The sequence below is a fragment of the Ornithinibacillus halophilus genome (assembly GCF_900129485.1).
GTDB lineage: Bacteria > Bacillota > Bacilli > Bacillales > Amphibacillaceae > Ornithinibacillus > Ornithinibacillus halophilus.
This window is the reverse complement of record NZ_FQVW01000055.1, coordinates 1-17,312: the sequence shown is the minus strand read 5'-3', so window position 1 is coordinate 17,312 and position 17,312 is coordinate 1. Positions and strand designations below refer to the sequence as shown.

Below are 17,312 nucleotides of genomic sequence, written 5' to 3'. Positions count from 1 at the left end.
TCAAAAAACAGGAGTAAAGGTCATGGGAGTAGATTTAGGGCTAAAAGTACCTGCTGTTGCTGTGACTGATGATGAAAAAGTCCGTTTCTTTGGTAACGGTAGAGAGAACAAATACAAAAAAAGAAATTTTCGTTCTTTTCGCAAAGCATTAGGAAAAAAGAAAAAATTGAATGCTATTCGCAATTCAAAAAACAAGGAACAACGTTGGATGGAAGATAAAGACCATAAAGTAAGTCGTGCGATTGTTAATTTTGCTAAAGAAAATAAAATCTCTGTCATTCGCTTAGAACGATTAGCGAACATCAGACAGACGACAAGAACCAGTCGTAAAAACGAAAAGAATTTGCACACATGGTCATTCTATCGCTTATCTCAATTCATTGAGTACAAAGCCGAATTAGAAGGTATCAAAGTTGAATATGTGAATCCCGCATACACGAGTCAAACATGTCCCAAGTGTTCCCAAAGAAACAAAGCGCAAGACAGAAAATACACGTGTAAATGCGGATTCGAGAAACATAGAGATATAGTTGGTGCTATGAATATTCGATATGCACCTGTGGTTGATGGTAACAGTCAATCAGCATAGGGAACTATATGTTCTGCCCTATGAGGGGTAATGAGATACCCCGACCTTGAGGACTGTTCAAAACAGAAATGGACTGCGAACGCTTAGTCACTCAAGAATCCCACCCGTTGCACCGTAAGGTGTAGGGCTTGCGTCTTTAGACGTGGGAGTCTCAATTGTTACGGTTTCTTTTGGTTTTCTTGGTTAAAAATGATAAAATTTGTTACAAGTGAACATATTGTAGGGGGAGAACTTGTGGATCCATTATTAGAGATCAAAGATTTAGTAGGCGGTTATACGCATAAAAATGTTTTACATGGTATTTCATTTGAAGTAAAACCAAAAGAAATTGTTGGCTTAATAGGATTAAACGGTGCTGGTAAAAGTACAACAATTAAACATATTATCGGGTTAATGCAAGCTAAAAAAGGAACCGTTTCAATTAATGGCAAAACATTTAAAGAAAATGCAACGGATTACCGTAATCAACTGGCTTACATACCAGAAATGCCAATACTTTATGATGAACTTACTCTTTATGAACACTTAAGATTAACTGCAATGGCATACAATATACCAGAAGAAACATTTGAAAAAAGACTGCAACCATTATTAAAAGAATTTCGCATGGAGAAGAAATTAAAGTGGTTTCCGGTTCATTTTTCAAAAGGAATGAGACAGAAAGTAATGATTATGTGTGCTTTTCTGATAGAGCCACCACTTTACATAGTGGACGAGCCTTTTGTTGGGTTAGATCCACTTGGTATTCAGTCTTATTTACAGCTCATGGATGAGATGAAACAAAAAGGGTCAGGTGTGTTGATGTCTACCCATATTTTAGCAACAGCCGAACGCTATTGTGATCGTTTCGTCATCCTACATGAAGGTGAGATTCGTGCAAAAGGAACGTTAGAAGAATTAAGAGAGCAGTTTGGAATGCCCAAAGCGACATTGGATGATCTTTACGTTCAGCTAACAAAGGAAGATAGCCATGTTTGATTCACATTCCTTTTATAAGAAAAGACTTACCTCCCATGTGAAAGACCTAAGTCGTTATTTACGATATATTTTTAATGGTCATATTGCTTTTGCCATGCTATTTTTTATTGCTGCATTGGCATACTATTATCAACAATGGTTAGCACAACTTCCTGAGGACTTTCCGACAGCGTGGGTAATGGGAATTGTATTCGGCTTAATTGCAAGTTACAGTCCTGTAAGAACGCTACTTAAGGAACCAGACTTGGTCTTTTTATTACCGGCTGAGAATAAAATGGGCTCCTATTTTCGTAATTCCATCATCTACAGCTTCGTCATCCAGATCTACTTAGTAGTGCTACTGTTTGCAGCATTTGGCCCACTATATTTTGAAAGTTTTCCAGGACGAGAAGGAAGTACGTATTTACTAACGTTAATAGTCCTTTTCATCTTTAAAATCTGGAATTTATTAGCAAACTGGTGGATGTTAAAAGTAAGGGACGCAAGCATTCGCTATACTGATCAAATAGCAAGATTATTACTAAATATCGCTGTCTTCTATTTTTTAGTTTATGGAGAAATGCTGTTAGCTGGAATTACAACGGTATTATTTATTGTTGTGTTTTTATATGATTTTTTCCTTTCTAGAAAACAAGCTGGAATTGCATGGGAATTATTAATTGAAAAAGATCGCAATCGGTCACAAACCTTTTATCGATTTGCTAACCTTTTCACTGACGTTCCACATTTGAAAACACCAATCAAGAAGCGTCATTGGTTAGTTTCCTTGATCAGTAAAAGGGTTCCATTTGATTATAAAAACACGTTTGACTATCTTTACCGGATTTCATTTATTCGCAGTGGAGATTATTTAGGGATGTATGTAAGATTAATCATTATTGGTGGATTATTTATTTACTTTATCCCCAATATCTGGATGAAGCTTGCATTTGCTTTGTTATTCCTTTATTTAAGTAGTTTTCAAATGATGACGTTATACAATCACCATCGAACAATCATGTGGTTGGATATTTATCCGGTAACCGCTGAAATGAGGCAAAAGGCCTTAATCAAATGGTTGATCCAATTAATTATGATTCAAACCGTTTTATATTCTTTCATCTTTTTAGTTGCACAAGAATATTATGGTGTGGTTATGGTGTTGGTCGGAGGGTTTGTATTTAATTACTTATTTATAAACGGTTATGTGAAACGGAAATTAGCGTGATGAATGTTGTTGGTGTTGTATGTTGAGGTACTGGGGGTTCTAAGGTAACCGAGAGGTGGTCTCGATGCCCGTAGCGAAGTGATTTTTGGTCCTCCGGTAACCGAGGAGGCCCCTCGATGCCGGTAGCGAAGTGGTTGTAGGTTCTCCGGTAACCGAGGAGGCCCCTCGATGCCGGAAGCGGAGTGGTTGTAGGTTCTCCGGTAACCGAGGAGGCCCCTCGATGCCGGAAGCAGAGTGATTGTAGGTCCTCCGGTAACCGAGGAGTCCCCTCGATGCCGGAAGCAGAGAGGTTGTAGGTTCTCCGGTAACCGAGAAGGCCCCTCGATGCCGGAAGCAGGTTGCTTGTTGATCCTAAGGTAATCGAGGAGGCCTCTCGATGCCGGAAGCGAAGTGGTTGTAGGTCCTCCGGTAATCGAGAAGGCTTCTCGATGCCGGAAGCAGGTTGCTTGTTGATCCTACGGTAACCGAGGAGGCCCCTCGATGCTGGAAGCGGAATGCTCGTTGATCCTACGGTAACCGAGAAGGCCTGTCGATGCCGGAAGCAGGTTGAACGTTGGTCCTACGGTAATCGAGGAGGCCCCTCGATGCCGGAAGCAGGTTGCTCGTTGGTCCTACGGTAATCGAGAAGGCCTGTCGATGCCGGAAGCAGAGAGTTAGTTGATTCTCCGGTAATCGAGAAGGCCTGTCGATGCCGGAACCGAAGGAATCTAAGGTAATTGCTGAAATCACAATAAATCCGAACTAGTTCAAATTCGCTAAAAAGTGAAATTTGAATCAGTTCGGATTTTTACTATAATATCATTTATTTTTTCTGATAACTAAAATATGCGCTGATTAACGTTTTGGCTGCGATTGGCAGGGCGCGTTCGTCAAAATCAAATTTTGGATGGTGATGTGGATATGGGTTACCTTCTTTATTGGCACCTGTGAAGAAGTATGCTCCAGGTCGTTCAAGTGTATAATAGGCAAAATCTTCTCCACCCATCACAGGAATAACTTCTTCTCTAGTATGAATCTCCTCAATCTCTTCGCTAGCTTTCATTACTAATTCTGCTTCTGCTGCATGGTTGACAAGAGGAGGATATCCTTTATCATAGTCTAAATTAATTTTCACATCATGAGCAATACTAGTGCCCTCAACGATTTTATTCATTTCCTGAACTACTATCTCCTGAATATCAGTATCTAAATAGCGTACAGTTCCTACAATACGGGCTGTGTCAGCAATGATGTTAAAGGCATTGCCGGCTTCAAATACACCTACTGTAACAACAGCTGTGCCTAACGGATCAATGCGGCGACTAACTATTTGTTGTAATGAGGAAACAAGCTCTGACCCGATAACAATCGAATCTTTTGTTTCATGAGGGTAGGCACCGTGACCACCTTGTCCCTGTATTGTAATTTCAAATCGGTCAGCACCAGCCATAAAAACATCTTTGGAGGTTTGTAACACGCCAATTGGAGTTGTTGCCCAAAGATGTGTTCCGAATACAGCATCCACGTTCTCTAATACGCCAGCTTCTACCATTGGTTTGGCGCCACCAGGAGCATATTCTTCTGCATGTTGATGTAAAAATACAATCGTTCCAGTTAATTCATCTTGATAATTTTTCATTACTTTGGCTAATGTCAATAACGTTGAAGTATGACCATCATGTCCACATGCATGCATCACACCATCTACTTTTGATTTATAAGGAACATCCTTTTCATCTTGGATTGGAAGGGCATCGAAATCAGCACGTAATGCGACAGTTTTACCAGGCTTAGCACCTTTTAACGTAGCAACTACACCATTTCCTCCAACATTTTTCTCATAAGGAATACCCAACTCTTCATAAAAATCTGCTATGTACTTTGCAGTTTTATATTCCTTAAAAGAAAGCTCAGGGTGTTGATGTAAGTAGCGACGAATCTCAACCATTTCATCGAAAGAATTATCAATCGCTTCGTATATCTTCTTTATCATATGATCTCCTCCTTGATTTTGCTCATTAAAATACTGTTCTCTGTATACATCATATGCTTTAATCTAACATAATAGCTTTCTAAATATTATAACATTTAATGTTCAGAAGTTAATAGATTACTAGAATTTTATAGCAATTAATTGGTGAAATCTGCACTTACATAGGTTATGATTATTTATAACAGAATATTTTGGAGGATAAGAATCTTGAAAAGAACTCATTATATGTTTCTATTTTTATTTATTTTAGTATTAACTACAATTGGAATTTGGATTGCAAAAATTGTACGTGGGGATTTGCCGTATGTCGATGAATGGACGAGACCATTTGTCGATACATTTCCTGATACGTTTATTTATACCTTTTTCCGATTAGTAACGAACTTAGGTTCAGAACCGTTCATGTATCCTTTTACTGCAGTGATGGCTATTCTAATCTGGTGGTTATATAAACATTGGTTACCAGCATTAATTTTTGCTGGTGGAACATTTTTCAGTCATCAAGTAAATAAGTTAATAAAAACATTAGTCAATCGTGATCGCCCAAGTATTTTAATAGAAGCAAATGCAGAAGGGCACAGTTTTCCTTCTGGTCATGCGATGATTACACTAGTTTGTTATGGAATGATTGCTTATTTTATCTCGAAAAAAATAGCATCCAAACGAGTAGCACTATGGTTCCAGGTCAGTATTTCAATTTTAATCTTCCTAATCGGGATTAGTCGTTACTTTATAAATGTTCATTACCTTACTGACATTGTAGCTGGCTTTGTGTTTGGTTTTATCTGCTTTATTGGAATGATTCTCATATATGAATGGATAGAAAAAAGAAGAACTCGGTCTAAAGTCTGAGACAAAAGCAATCTAGAGATGGTTTTCGCTTATCTTAATTCTGACTATGATAGAAGTAAGATAAGCGAAGGGAAGCGATTAGTATGGAGGCAGCATTAAGTAATCCTGAAAAAATAAAAATTCCTGTATTTAAAAATCGTAATTTTTTGTTTCTATTAATAAGTGCTTTATTTTCAGCACCTGGCTATTATGTTTATTTAATAGGTGCAGAGTGGTTAATGTTATCTATTAGTGATAATCGATTCTTTTTTGGAATGTTATTTTTTGCAGCAGCAATACCAAGGTTGTTGTTATTAACGACGGGAGGGTTAATTGCTGATCGTTTTAATAAACGAACAATCTTATTTTTATCTGATATATCGAGAGTTATTTTAATTGTAATTTTGTTAGGTTTTATTTGGTCTGATTCAATTACAGCTTGGTATTTATTAATTCTTGCAGCTTTATTTGGTATCTCTGATGCGTTCAGTTATCCAGCATTAAATTCGATGACGCCAATGTTGTTAGAAGAAGAACAACTACAACGTGGGAATTCTTTTATGCAAATGACAACACAAGTTAGTCCAATACTGGGACCTGCGCTTGGTGGAACATTTATAGCACTACTTGGATTTAAAGGAGTTTTTCTAATAGCTGCGATCATGCTTCTCATTGCATCAATTGCAGTACTATTCATTCGGTTGAAGGAAGAAAAGAATGAAGTGGAGAAGCCTTCCCCATGGTCAGATTTAAAAGAAGGTTTAGCATATGCAAGAAAAAATGAGTTAGTAGTTTCTGTCGTGATAATGGCCTTTTTCCTAAATTTCTTTTTCTCTGGACCATTAGCCATTGGATTACCTATTATGGTAAAAGATATTTTTCAAAGTGATGCCGTAGGGTTAGCAACTGTTCAAACCTCTATGGGGATTGGGGCACTAATTGGGGCTATTATTTTAGCTACGATAACTCTTAAGAAACCAGGAGTAACCGTTATTGTAGGACTGATTACATTAGGAGTCTTATATACAATAACTGGGCTATCCTATCATCTATACGTAACAGCAGGATTGGTTGCAGCCATGACCCTTACTACACAATTTGTGAATATTCCACTCATCACAGTGTTGCAACAAAGTACAGAAAAGAAAATGTTAGGTAGAATGATGAGCTTTTTTATGACGGTATCAACGGGGTTAGTTCCAGTATCATTTGTCGTGACATCGATCCTTATAGCAGTAGGTGTCAGTATTCAAACTATTATTGTATGTAGTGGAATGGTAATAACTTTGATCAGTATCTATATGTTTCGTAACAAAAAACTACTAAGATTCACGCTAAGTAAGGAGGGGGTATCACGATGAGAAAAGGATTTTTAAGCTATATTTTTGCAGTAGCTCTTATCGCATTAGGAATTATTCTCATTTTAGAAAATATCGGTATAGCAGCTTTTAATGCGAAGGAAACATGGTTAGTAATTTATCCGACACTTTTTGTTTTGCTTGGAATAAAATGGATGATAGACCGCATTCGTCATAAAGGTGGAAGTTGGGTATTTGGATCATTTTTCTTTATTTTCGGTTCATTACTATTATTAGATCGCTTTGATGTCATTCAATTTGTATTCAAAGATATCTTTAAACTATGGCCATTATTAATTGTTTACTTTGGTTTCATGTTTATTAATTCCAATAGGTCAGGGAACGTCATCATTCATACATCAGATGGGAAGTCAAAAAAAAAATACTATAATAATGGATCCTATTTTACGGTAGGAAGTCATGAGTACAACGAGCCTAATTGGAAAGTAGAACCTATGAATCTAAGTAATCTTGCAGGAGATTTTTATTTAGATTTTACAAAAGCATATATTCCAGAAAAAGAAATTCCGATTAACATAAAAGCACTAGCGGGAGATGTTCACCTGTTAATTCCGGAGAATCTAGAATTTAGAATTTACGCATCAGTTAAAGCGGGCGACATTGATGTGATTGGACAAAGTGTGGATGGAATTAATCGAACTCTAAGTTATGAAACGGAACGCTATGAAGAAGCAGAAAGAAAACTGGACCTTAATATTACGCTAAAAGCAGGTTCAATCCGAGTTGACTATGTGTAGGAGGTGGTAGCATGAAAAAACGCTTTGCTAGTATTCGGTATAGTTATATCATCTCCCACTTCCAAGCATTGTTTTTAACAACCGTAACAATTCTTTCAATTTTATTAACGATTTATGTCCTGTTTCATCCTAAATGGCTAACTTCTGAAAGTATTTTTCTATTCATTTCCTTATATATTGCTTTAGCATTTATCTTTTCGGTTTATGTTGGATTTAAATCTAGTGGAGATTTTAAAGAAAGATTAGATTATCTTTCGGTTCTCATTACTCAGTTTGCAAATGGAAATTATAGTTCGCGCGTGTATTCTCAAGATGCAGATGAATTAGCTAGAATCGGTAATGAGTTAAATGAATTAGGGGAAAAACTTCAAAGTCAGGTAAAATCGTTGCAACGAATGGCAGATGAAAAAGGGGAACTTGCAAAAACGGCCCATAAATCTGCTGTTATTGAGGAAAGGCAACGACTAGCAAGGGATTTACATGATGCAGTAAGTCAGCAATTATTTGCTCTAACGATGATGTCAGAAGCAGCTGTAAAACAATTAGATGTCAACCCGGAAATCGCTAAGGAACAAATGGAGGAAGTTGCAACTTCTGCACTACAAGCTCAAACGGAAATGCGTGCATTGCTCTTACATTTACGACCTGTTCATTTATCAGGGGACCCACTCCCGAAAGGAATTCTAAAATTAGTGAATGAGCTAAAGCAAAAAAGTCAAATAAGCTTTGATGTAGCTGTTGATGAAGACTTAGTATTGTCAGAAGCAAAAGAAGAGCATATTTTCCGGATTATTCAAGAATCCTTATCCAATATATTGAGACATGCCAATGCAACGGAAGTTAAATTAACCGTTACTAAACGCTCTAATGAGGTTTTTGTCCACATTCGAGACAATGGCAAAGGCTTTGATATCAACAATGATTCAATGAGAAAAACATCTTATGGGTTAAAAACAATGAAAGAACGCAGTGAAGAGCTAGGTGGAACATTTACAATACGTTCCAACAAGGATGAGGGAACGTATATTGATATTAGAATTCCATTTTAGAGGGGAGTAAGTGATATGGTGCGAGTTGTTGTAGTAGATGATCATGATGTTGTTCGTAAAGGAATCATTGCTTACCTACAAACAGATCCCGAAATAGAAATCATCGGGCAAGCTTCTAGTGGTAATGAAGGTGCAGCATTAATTATTAAGGAACAACCAGATGTTGTTTTAATGGACTTAATGATGGAGAATGGAACTGGGATTGATGCAACAAAACAGGTGATGGAGCAACTGCCAAATTGTAAAATTATCATTCTTACAAGCTATTATGATGATGAACAAGTTTTTCCTGCACTTGAGGCAGGTGCATTCAGTTATATATTAAAAACATCTTCTGCCTCTGAAATTGTTCATGCGATTAAAAAGGCAGCTAAAGGTGAGAATGTCATTGAACCAAAAGTAGCAACGAAAATGATGTCCAGTTTTCGTCAAAAAGAGCAACGAAAGTTACACGATGAACTAACAGAACGGGAGTTAGAAGTACTATTATGTATTGGCAATGGCATGACAAATCAAGAAATAAGTGACAAGTTGTTTATCGGTATTAAAACGGTTAAAACACATGTTAGTAATATATTAGCAAAACTTGATGTACATGACAGAACGCAAGCAGCGGTGTATGTACATAAAAATCAGTTGCTGAAACAAGAAGATTGATTCGGAATAGATTAAGAGAGATGATGCTTGAGGGAACTCAGGCATTTTTATTTTGTTTTTTTTCGTTAAGCACTGTATAATCAAAGTGTGAAAAAGGTGAGGAGAATACTTGAATGCAAAATTCAAAAGCAATAGAGAATCTTTTGTTGTCTATATGGGGTATTGCTTTTATAGCAATGGTTGGCAGTCTATATTATTCTGAAATCAGAGGATTTGCGCCGTGTGAATTATGTTGGTACCAACGGATTTTAATGTATCCACTCGTAATTATTTACGGAGTAGCAGCCTGGAAGAAACAAATCAATATGGCTTTACCAGGATTAATTTTAAGTGGTGTTGGCTTTTTCGTATCGACTTATCATTACTTAGTTCAAAAAGTCCCTGCATTACAAGAAGCAGGTGATGCATGTGGATTAGTCCCGTGTAATATGGCCTACGTTAATTATGCTGGCTTTATTACCATTCCATTTATGGCAGGAACAGCTTTTCTACTTATTTTTGTATTACACATTATTCTATTAAAGAAAACAGGAGGTACAAACTAGTATGCAAAAGAAAATGATAGCAATTATAGCAGTTATTGTCGTATTATTTGCTGCACTACTTTTAGCTAATAATTATAAAAATAACAAAGCACTTAATGATAATGAAAATCCGTATGGTACAAATGATTTAGACCAAGCAACGATTGACCAGTTAGATAATCCTTTATATGGAAATCAAATATTACCAGATGAATTGGAAGAGAAAGTGGAGAATGGAGATAAACTAACGGTTTATTTCTATAGTCCTACGTGTAGCTTCTGTCAAAAAACAACACCATATCTTGTCCCGTTAACAGAAGACCTTGGTATTGATATGAAAAAGTTAAATTTACTAGAGTTTGGTAGTGAAGGTTCTAAATATGGTGTGAAATCGACACCTACTGTTGTCCACTTTGATGATGGAGAAGTTGTTGCGAGTATCATTGGACAACGTACAGAAGAAGAGTATACAGCATTCTTTAATGAATTTGTATTAGAATAAAAAAGAAATAACGGATGGATTATTATGTTTTATTACTTATCTTGATAGTTCACTTTATGTGATAAAACAACTTCTATTTAAATGAATGGCTCTGTTAAATTACAACGTTAATAGTATATAAAAAAGTAGAACTCCCATATAATTGGAAGTTCTACTTTTTTATATAGTCTTCTTCATACAGACTACAGATAAGTTGGTACTACCTGAAACAACATATAATAACCTACTACTACCCATTAACTCTAAGTTTCATCCTCACGCATCATATGGTAAGTTGTTACAAATGGGCGATCGGCAAAGTAGGCTGGAGGTTTTGTTCCCGAATCCTTATGTGCTTTTTGAAAGTTAGCTGAGTTTTTCCAGTTGTCAAAGTCTGACTCTGATTTCCATTGTGTAAAAACAACATATGTATTTCCATTATCAGGTTTTAGCAGGCGAAATGCTTGGAAACCAGGCATTTTATCCACTTCTTTACCACGTTGTTTGAATCGATCCTCAAATACAGGCCGACCATCATCCGTTACTGGGATATTGTTCATTACTACAAAACCTTCTTTTTGAATAGCCCCATTTTGCAATAATATTTCATATGTTCTACCGGCAACAAAGATACTCTTGCCTGTTCCTTCATAATATGTCAATCCTTTTGCACCACTAGTCATAAAGAAAAAGTCAATGCTTGGGTGTTTGTCTTTTAATGTCGTTAAAAAGTCTACGGTTCCATGTGTCATATAGGCATTCAACTTTCCATTCTCCTTTCTATTTCTTCTAATTCCATCGTACCCTATCATTCCCATTGTTAGTCAAAATAAACCTCTATTTAAAATGATTATTAAGTAGTATCAATTACTAATCACTTTATGTATGTTGAAAAATGTCGTATAATTGAATAGAGGTGAATTAATGAAAAATGTAATGGATAAGGTTCGTATTCATTCTATGAAACTAAAAGTGTTGTTAATTGTATTTCTTTCTATCTTACTACTAGGTTTAACTGGATATGCTTTTATTTTATTTGGTGGTAAGTTAGTTGTAAACGAAGAAGACTTAATTTTAAATGCCACATCAACAATCGAAACGACTGATGGGGAAGTAGTGGATACACTTTTTCATGAGAATCGGATACCTGTTGATATAGAAGAAGTTCCAGAACATGTAAAGGATGCTTTCGTAGCAATAGAGGATCGTCGTTTTTATGACCATGCGGGTGTTGATTTTAAATCCGTTGTTCGTGCAGTAGCAAAGGACATTATTGCGATGGATAAAGTCGAAGGGGCTAGTACAATTACACAGCAGGTAGCTAAGAACTTATTTTTATATCATGATAAAACATGGATGAGAAAAACGAAGGAAGTAATGGCTGCTATTTATTTAGAACGGGAATTCTCAAAAGATAGTATTTTAGAAATGTACATGAATAAAATCTATTACGGTCATGGTTTACATGGAATAGAAGCAGCATCTCAATACTATTTCTCTAAATCTACTAAAGATTTATCGATAACAGAAGGGGCGATGCTAGCTGGACTAGCACAAGCACCAAATGGATATTCACCGGTAAATCATCCTGACAAAGCACTAAATCGTAGAAATGTCGTTTTAAAGGCGATGAATAATGTTGGGAAACTATCAACAGAACAACTTTTACAAGAGCAAGGGAAAACTTTAGGGTTGAATTTGAAACAAGTAGAGGAAAAACCATGGTTAGCTAGTTATACGGATTTGGTTATGAAAGAAATTGCCGAAAAACATCAAATAACCAATTCAGAACTGAAGCGTGGTGGCTATAAAATTATTGTTCATGTAAATGAAGATGCTCAAAAGATTGCATATGAACACTTTAAAAATAGTAACTATTTCCCTGGGAATACAGACGGGGTAGAAGGTGCTTTTGTAATGATGGACCACCAAAACGGTGCAATTATTGCTGCGCTAGGAGGTAGAAATTACTCATTAGGTGACTTAAATCGAGTAGACCGTGTCAAAAGACAACCTGGTTCAACTATAAAACCTCTTGCTGTATATGGACCAGCGATGATGACTGGTACCTATGGGGCATACTCCGTTATTCATGATGAAATATTAGAATATGACGATGGTTATACTGTAACTAATGTGGACGGCCAATATGATGGTATGGTATCAGTTTATGATGCAATTATGCATTCTAAAAATACTTCTGCTGTTTGGCTGTTAGACCGAATTGGAATTCCTTTTGCAAAAGAATATTTAGAAAAAATGGATATGCCAATTGAAGATAATGGCCGTGCAATTGCATTGGGTGGGTTAAAAGAAGGTCTTACTCCCTTACAAATGGCAAAAGGTTTTTCAGCTCTTGCAAATGAAGGCAACATGGTTGAGGCAACAACAATCGATAAAATATATGGACCTAATGGGAAGTTACTGTACGAATCAAAAGTTCAAGAAACTGAGGTTTTCACTCCTCAAATTGCATGGGATTTGACTGAAATTTTAACACATGCTGTTAAAGAAGGTTCGGCTAAGCCCGGTTTCTACTCAAAAGCATTAGCAGGGAAAACGGGTACAACACAGCATCCATTAGTTAATGGTGTGAAGGATGCATGGTTTGTAGGATACACCCCAGAATATGTCACGAGTATGTGGATGGGCTATGATAAATCAGATGAAAATCACTATCTAACTGGTGGTAGTCGTTATCCAACTGAGTTAACGAAAGAAATATTGACTGAATTGGACAAGCAAATGAATCTAGCTGGAGAATTTACAAAACCTGAAAATGTAGAGGATTTACCAAAGCCAATTGAACTGCCCGTTGTCACCGGGGTGGATGCACAACTAAGCTTTGGAGGCTTTAGACTAGTAAAAGGGAAAATAACATGGGATTCTTCGGGGGATGATCGTGTTGTTTACCGTATCTATAAAGAACAACAAGGTACCGATGAACGAATTGGTGAAGTTACTGGTGAAAATGAATTTGAAGTTAAAAATGTTTCAATTTTTCAGTCTCATCGTTACTATGTTGTTCCGTATAACCCTTTAACGAAAATGGAGGGGCAACGTTCAGAAGTGGTTGAACTGTCATTGTTAAATTAGACAAATTGATGACAATATAACCGGTTTACTATACACGTGTCTAGGAAATAGGTATAGTAGAGTAGGTGAAAACTTCAAATACTATAGTTAGAATATAGGTGGGAAGTAGTCTTCCCACTATGTAGTACAAAAGGTTCTTTATTGACAGAAAAAGGGTGAAAAAATATGGTAGATAAGTTTAATGATACAATTATTAGAGCCTATAAAGGTGAACAAACAGATTACACTCCAGCATGGTTTATGCGACAAGCAGGTAGATCACAAGAGGAATACCGCAAATTAAAAGAGAAATACTCATTATTTGAAATTACACATCAACCAGAATTATGTGCGTATGTCACACGATTACCTGTTGAGCAATATGATGTGGATGCAGCGATTTTGTATAAAGATATTATGTCTCCACTTCCTGCATTAGGAGTTGATGTGGACATTAAGTCAGGGATTGGTCCAGTCATTGCAAATCCTATTAAAACAGTAGAAGATATTGAAAAACTAGGAATGATTGATCCAGAAAAAGATGTCCCTTATGTATTAGAAACGATAAAAATCTTAACACAAGAACAATTGAATGTACCTTTAATTGGGTTTAGTGGAGCACCATTTACATTAGCAAGTTATATGATTGAAGGTGGCCCATCTAAAAATTATGCTAAAACAAAAGCATTTATGTACCGTGATTCTGATGCATGGTTTGCACTAATGGATAAGCTTGCTGATATGACCATTACATATGTAAAAGCTCAAATTAATGCAGGTGCAAAAGCAATTCAAATTTTTGACTCTTGGGTAGGAGCTTTAAATGCTCGTGATTACCGAATCTTTATTAAACCAATAATGACGCGTATTTTTGCTGAATTGAGAAATGAAGAGGTACCACTAATCATGTTTGGTGTTGGTGCTAGTCATTTATTAATGGAGTGGAATGACCTGCCACTGGATGTCATTGGATTAGATTGGCGTACATCTATTGAAGAAGCACGCCAACTAGGGGTTACAAAAGTACTTCAAGGAAATCTAGATCCAGCTATATTATTATCAGATTGGGATACAATTGAAACACGTGCCAAAGAAATCTTAGACCAATCAATTAAAGATGGAAGACATGTTTTCAATTTAGGACATGGTGTTACACCTGATATTAAACCAGCAACATTGAAAAAACTAACAGACTTAATTCATTCTTATTCTAAACGTTAATTTAAATTTTCAAAGAGGTGTAGTGAAATGGAAAAGAAAAAATTGGGATTATTAGTAATGGCATATGGAACACCATACAAAGAGGAAGATATTGAACCGTATTACACACATATTCGTCATGGTAGAAAGCCATCAGAAGAAGCGTTACAAGATTTAAAAGATCGATATAAAGCAATCGGTGGAATTTCTCCACTAGCAAAAATTACGGAGCAACAAGCTAAAGCATTAGAAGAGAAGTTAAATGAAACTCAAGATGAGTATGAATTTAAAATGTACATTGGTCTAAAACATATCCATCCATTTATTGAGGATGCAGTACAACAAATGGCCAATGATGGCATTAAAGAAGCAGTATCCCTTGTTTTAGCACCACACTATTCAACGTTTAGTGTTAAATCATATAATGGACGTGCAGCAGAAGAAGCAGAAAAGTACGGTATCTCAATAAAATCTGTTGAAAGCTGGTACAATGAGCCAGGATTTATTCAATACTGGGTTGATCATATTAAAGAAGAATATGCGAAAATGTCTGATGAAGAACGTAATGAAGCAGTATTAATCGTATCAGCACATAGTTTACCAGAGAAAATTTTACAGCATGGGGATCCTTATCCAGATCAATTAAAAGAAACAGCTGATTTAATTGCAAAACAAGCAGGTATTGAAAACTACGAATTAGGATGGCAAAGTGAAGGAAATACTCCTGATCCATGGTTAGGTCCTGATGTTCAAGATTTGACACGTGATTTATATGAACAAAAAGGATATAAAGCATTTGTATATGCACCAGTAGGATTCATTGCCGATCATTTAGAAGTTTTATATGACAATGATTATGAATGTAAAGTAGTTTGTGATGAATTAGGCGTAAGCTATTATCGCCCGGAAATGCCAAATGTTCACCCACAATTTATTGAAACATTAGCTGATGTGGTACTAAAAAAAGTAAAGCGTGATGCGTAATGACAGCAGCAAAAAAAATTGTAATAGTAGGCGGCGGAATAACAGGTTTATCCGCTGCTTATTACTTGCAAAAAGAAATAAAAGAGAAACAGCTACCTTATGAAGTGAAGTTGGTTGAAGCAAGTGACCGATTAGGTGGGAAAATTAAAACGATTCAACGCGATGGATTTACAATTGAACAAGGTCCAGATTCTTTCTTATCTCGAAAAAAACCCGCAGTTAAACTTGCAGAAGAAGTAGGACTTGGCGATCAACTAATACGTAACGGCACAGGTCAATCTTATATATTAGTGGATGGGAAGTTACATAAAATGCCTAGTGGGGCGTTTATGGGAATTCCAACACAAGTCCGACCATTTTTATTCTCTGGTATTTTTTCTATGAAAGGGAAATTAAGAGCTGGTTTTGATTTTGTTTTACCTAAAGGAAAGCCGGCAGAGGACCAATCGTTAGGTAGTTTCTTCCGTTATCGTTTTGGTGATGAATTAGTTGAAAATCTAATCGAACCACTGCTTTCTGGGATTTATGCAGGGGATATTGATCAAATGAGTTTAATGGCGACATTCCCTAACTTCTATAAATTAGAGCAAGAGCACCGTAGTCTGGTAAAAGGACTTCAAAAAACGATGCCTAAACAGAAGAAATCAACAGGCAAGAAACCAGGATTGTTCTATTCATTACCAACTGGTTTAGAAACTTTAGTAGAAAAAGTTGCTGAACATCTAGAAGAGGGTACGGTCACACTGAATGCCGGAGTTGACCATGTAGAGAAAAAAGAACAAGGTTATCATCTCTTACTAAGCAACGGGGAAGTCTATAAGGCTGATGCTGTAATTATGGCAACTCCTCATTATCGTCTACCTAAGATGTTTAGCCAATATGATTTCCTAAAAGAATTTAATGATATGCCAGCCACTTCTGTTGCCAATGTTGCCCTTGCGTTTGATCAATCGGCAATCAAACAAGACATTGATGGTACAGGATTTGTTGTATCTCGGAATAGTGATTTTCGTATTACTGCTTGTACTTGGACGCATAAGAAATGGCCAACGACAACACCAGAAGGAAAGGCTCTTGTACGTTGTTATGTTGGGCGACCAAGTGACCAAACTGTGGTAGATTTACCTGATGATGAAATTATAGATATTGTTTTAAAAGATTTAAATAAAACGATGAATATAACAGCTAAACCAGAATTTAGCGTTATATCACGTTGGAGAAATGCAATGCCTCAATATACTGTCGGTCATAAGCAACGTATTGAACGAATCCAAACAGAAGCTAAAAAACAAATACCTGGTATATTCTTAACTGGAAGTTCTTTTGAAGGAATTGGTGTACCAGATTGTATTGACCAAGGTGAAAAAGCAGTTCAAGATGTATTAGCTTATTTACAAGATTAATAAGAGTCTGGGACATAACTAATTATATGCAACCTAGAAACGAACAATTAATATAAAAAAAGTTATCAATGTTGGGTTTTCTAAGGATTAGTTTTTAAAGTTTATAGAAAACTCAAAGTTAGAGCTTAGTTGATTTCTGCTGCTGGCAGTCGCTTTCACTTCCAGCACAAGGGCGACATCTGTTCAATCTTCCTTCGGTCGATTTCACAGTGTCTTCTTTGCCGCCGGGCACGGCTTCAGCCAGGC

The 17,312-nt window shown here is 36.4% G+C and carries 16 protein-coding genes; 14 read left to right on the top strand and 2 right to left on the bottom strand.

The window, feature by feature from the left end; all coding sequences use genetic code 11:
* The 3 genes from BUB12_RS15415 to BUB12_RS15405 form a co-directional block, all read left to right on the top strand.
* Window positions 1-589, top strand: a 589-nt coding sequence (locus tag BUB12_RS15415; protein ID WP_143155655.1) for an RNA-guided endonuclease TnpB family protein, incomplete at its 5' end; no start/stop codon positions are given.
* 234 nt (window positions 590-823) lie between these two features.
* On the top strand, window positions 824-1,567 hold the full coding sequence (locus BUB12_RS15410; protein ID WP_143155654.1) for an ABC transporter ATP-binding protein: 744 nt from the start codon (window positions 824-826) through the stop codon (window positions 1,565-1,567).
* Entirely contained in the window at window positions 1,560-2,774 is a 1,215-nt protein-coding gene (locus tag BUB12_RS15405; RefSeq protein WP_072891798.1) for an ABC transporter permease, read from the top strand. Before BUB12_RS15410 ends, BUB12_RS15405 begins: the two co-directional genes overlap by 8 nt.
* A gap of 802 nt (window positions 2,775-3,576) precedes the next feature.
* Here the strand turns inward: BUB12_RS15405 and BUB12_RS15400 are convergent.
* The gene (locus BUB12_RS15400) at window positions 3,577-4,746 is read right to left on the bottom strand and encodes a M20 family metallopeptidase (protein ID WP_072891797.1); all 1,170 of its coding nucleotides are present in this window, start codon (window positions 4,744-4,746) and stop codon (window positions 3,577-3,579) included.
* Window positions 4,747-4,953: 207 nt separating this feature from the next.
* Here BUB12_RS15400 and BUB12_RS15395 point away from each other — a divergent pair, with 207 nt between their 5' ends.
* The 7 genes from BUB12_RS15395 to BUB12_RS15365 all read left to right on the top strand — a co-directional run bounded on the left by BUB12_RS15395 (window position 4,954) and on the right by BUB12_RS15365 (window position 10,425).
* Entirely contained in the window at window positions 4,954-5,598 is a 645-nt protein-coding gene (locus BUB12_RS15395; protein ID WP_234982734.1) for a phosphatase PAP2 family protein, read from the top strand.
* Window positions 5,599-5,681: 83 nt separating this feature from the next.
* Window positions 5,682-6,938 (top strand): MFS transporter, encoded by a 1,257-nt coding sequence (locus BUB12_RS15390; protein WP_072891796.1) that lies wholly within the window; start codon window positions 5,682-5,684, stop codon window positions 6,936-6,938.
* Window positions 6,935-7,693, top strand: coding sequence for a cell wall-active antibiotics response protein LiaF (gene liaF / locus BUB12_RS15385; RefSeq protein WP_072891795.1), 759 nt, complete (start codon window positions 6,935-6,937; stop codon window positions 7,691-7,693). The genes BUB12_RS15390 and liaF overlap by 4 nt, the downstream gene beginning before the upstream one ends.
* A gap of 11 nt (window positions 7,694-7,704) precedes the next feature.
* The gene (locus tag BUB12_RS15380; protein WP_072891794.1) at window positions 7,705-8,742 is read left to right on the top strand and encodes a sensor histidine kinase; all 1,038 of its coding nucleotides are present in this window, start codon (window positions 7,705-7,707) and stop codon (window positions 8,740-8,742) included.
* Between the two features lie 15 nt (window positions 8,743-8,757).
* The gene (locus BUB12_RS15375; protein ID WP_072891793.1) at window positions 8,758-9,399 is read left to right on the top strand and encodes a response regulator; all 642 of its coding nucleotides are present in this window, start codon (window positions 8,758-8,760) and stop codon (window positions 9,397-9,399) included.
* 113 nt (window positions 9,400-9,512) lie between these two features.
* Window positions 9,513-9,944 carry a disulfide oxidoreductase gene (locus BUB12_RS15370; RefSeq protein WP_072891792.1) on the top strand — a complete coding sequence of 144 codons (432 nt, stop codon included), beginning with the start codon at window positions 9,513-9,515 and terminating at the stop codon, window positions 9,942-9,944.
* 1 nt (window position 9,945) lies between these two features.
* Window positions 9,946-10,425, top strand: coding sequence for a thioredoxin family protein (locus tag BUB12_RS15365; RefSeq protein ID WP_072891791.1), 480 nt, complete (start codon window positions 9,946-9,948; stop codon window positions 10,423-10,425).
* A 242-nt stretch (window positions 10,426-10,667) separates the two neighbouring features.
* Here BUB12_RS15365 and BUB12_RS15360 read toward each other — a convergent pair whose 3' ends face one another.
* A complete protein-coding gene (locus BUB12_RS15360) occupies window positions 10,668-11,168 on the bottom strand; it encodes an antibiotic biosynthesis monooxygenase family protein (RefSeq protein WP_072891800.1) in 501 nt (166 codons plus the stop codon).
* Between the two features lie 160 nt (window positions 11,169-11,328).
* On the opposite strand from BUB12_RS15360, the gene BUB12_RS15355 reads away from it, so the two are divergent.
* The 4 genes from BUB12_RS15355 (at window position 11,329) to hemY (ending at window position 17,066) form a co-directional block, all read left to right on the top strand.
* Window positions 11,329-13,500 carry a transglycosylase domain-containing protein gene (locus tag BUB12_RS15355; RefSeq protein WP_072891790.1) on the top strand — a complete coding sequence of 724 codons (2,172 nt, stop codon included), beginning with the start codon at window positions 11,329-11,331 and terminating at the stop codon, window positions 13,498-13,500.
* A 165-nt stretch (window positions 13,501-13,665) separates the two neighbouring features.
* Window positions 13,666-14,700 (top strand): uroporphyrinogen decarboxylase, encoded by a 1,035-nt coding sequence (gene hemE / locus BUB12_RS15350; RefSeq protein ID WP_072891789.1) that lies wholly within the window; start codon window positions 13,666-13,668, stop codon window positions 14,698-14,700.
* 27 nt (window positions 14,701-14,727) lie between these two features.
* Complete coding sequence (gene hemH / locus BUB12_RS15345) at window positions 14,728-15,663, top strand: ferrochelatase (protein WP_072891788.1); 936 nt, start codon at window positions 14,728-14,730, stop codon at window positions 15,661-15,663.
* Window positions 15,663-17,066, top strand: a complete 1,404-nt coding sequence (hemY, locus tag BUB12_RS15340) for a protoporphyrinogen oxidase (protein WP_072891787.1) — start codon at window positions 15,663-15,665, stop codon at window positions 17,064-17,066. The genes hemH and hemY overlap by 1 nt, the downstream gene beginning before the upstream one ends.
* The last annotated feature ends 246 nt before the right edge of the window (window positions 17,067-17,312 follow it).

Coding starts and splice junctions, on each gene's coding strand:
- BUB12_RS15405 (WP_072891798.1), top strand. CDS start 1,560: ATGTTTGATTCACATTCCTTTTATAAGAAAAGACTTACCTCCCATGTG.
- BUB12_RS15400 (WP_072891797.1), bottom strand. CDS start 4,746: ATGATAAAGAAGATATACGAAGCGATTGATAATTCTTTCGATGAAATG.
- BUB12_RS15390 (WP_072891796.1), top strand. CDS start 5,682: ATGGAGGCAGCATTAAGTAATCCTGAAAAAATAAAAATTCCTGTATTT.
- liaF (WP_072891795.1), top strand. CDS start 6,935: ATGAGAAAAGGATTTTTAAGCTATATTTTTGCAGTAGCTCTTATCGCA.
- BUB12_RS15380 (WP_072891794.1), top strand. CDS start 7,705: ATGAAAAAACGCTTTGCTAGTATTCGGTATAGTTATATCATCTCCCAC.
- BUB12_RS15375 (WP_072891793.1), top strand. CDS start 8,758: ATGGTGCGAGTTGTTGTAGTAGATGATCATGATGTTGTTCGTAAAGGA.
- BUB12_RS15370 (WP_072891792.1), top strand. CDS start 9,513: ATGCAAAATTCAAAAGCAATAGAGAATCTTTTGTTGTCTATATGGGGT.
- BUB12_RS15365 (WP_072891791.1), top strand. CDS start 9,946: ATGCAAAAGAAAATGATAGCAATTATAGCAGTTATTGTCGTATTATTT.
- BUB12_RS15355 (WP_072891790.1), top strand. CDS start 11,329: ATGAAAAATGTAATGGATAAGGTTCGTATTCATTCTATGAAACTAAAA.
- hemE (WP_072891789.1), top strand. CDS start 13,666: ATGGTAGATAAGTTTAATGATACAATTATTAGAGCCTATAAAGGTGAA.
- hemH (WP_072891788.1), top strand. CDS start 14,728: ATGGAAAAGAAAAAATTGGGATTATTAGTAATGGCATATGGAACACCA.
- hemY (WP_072891787.1), top strand. CDS start 15,663: ATGACAGCAGCAAAAAAAATTGTAATAGTAGGCGGCGGAATAACAGGT.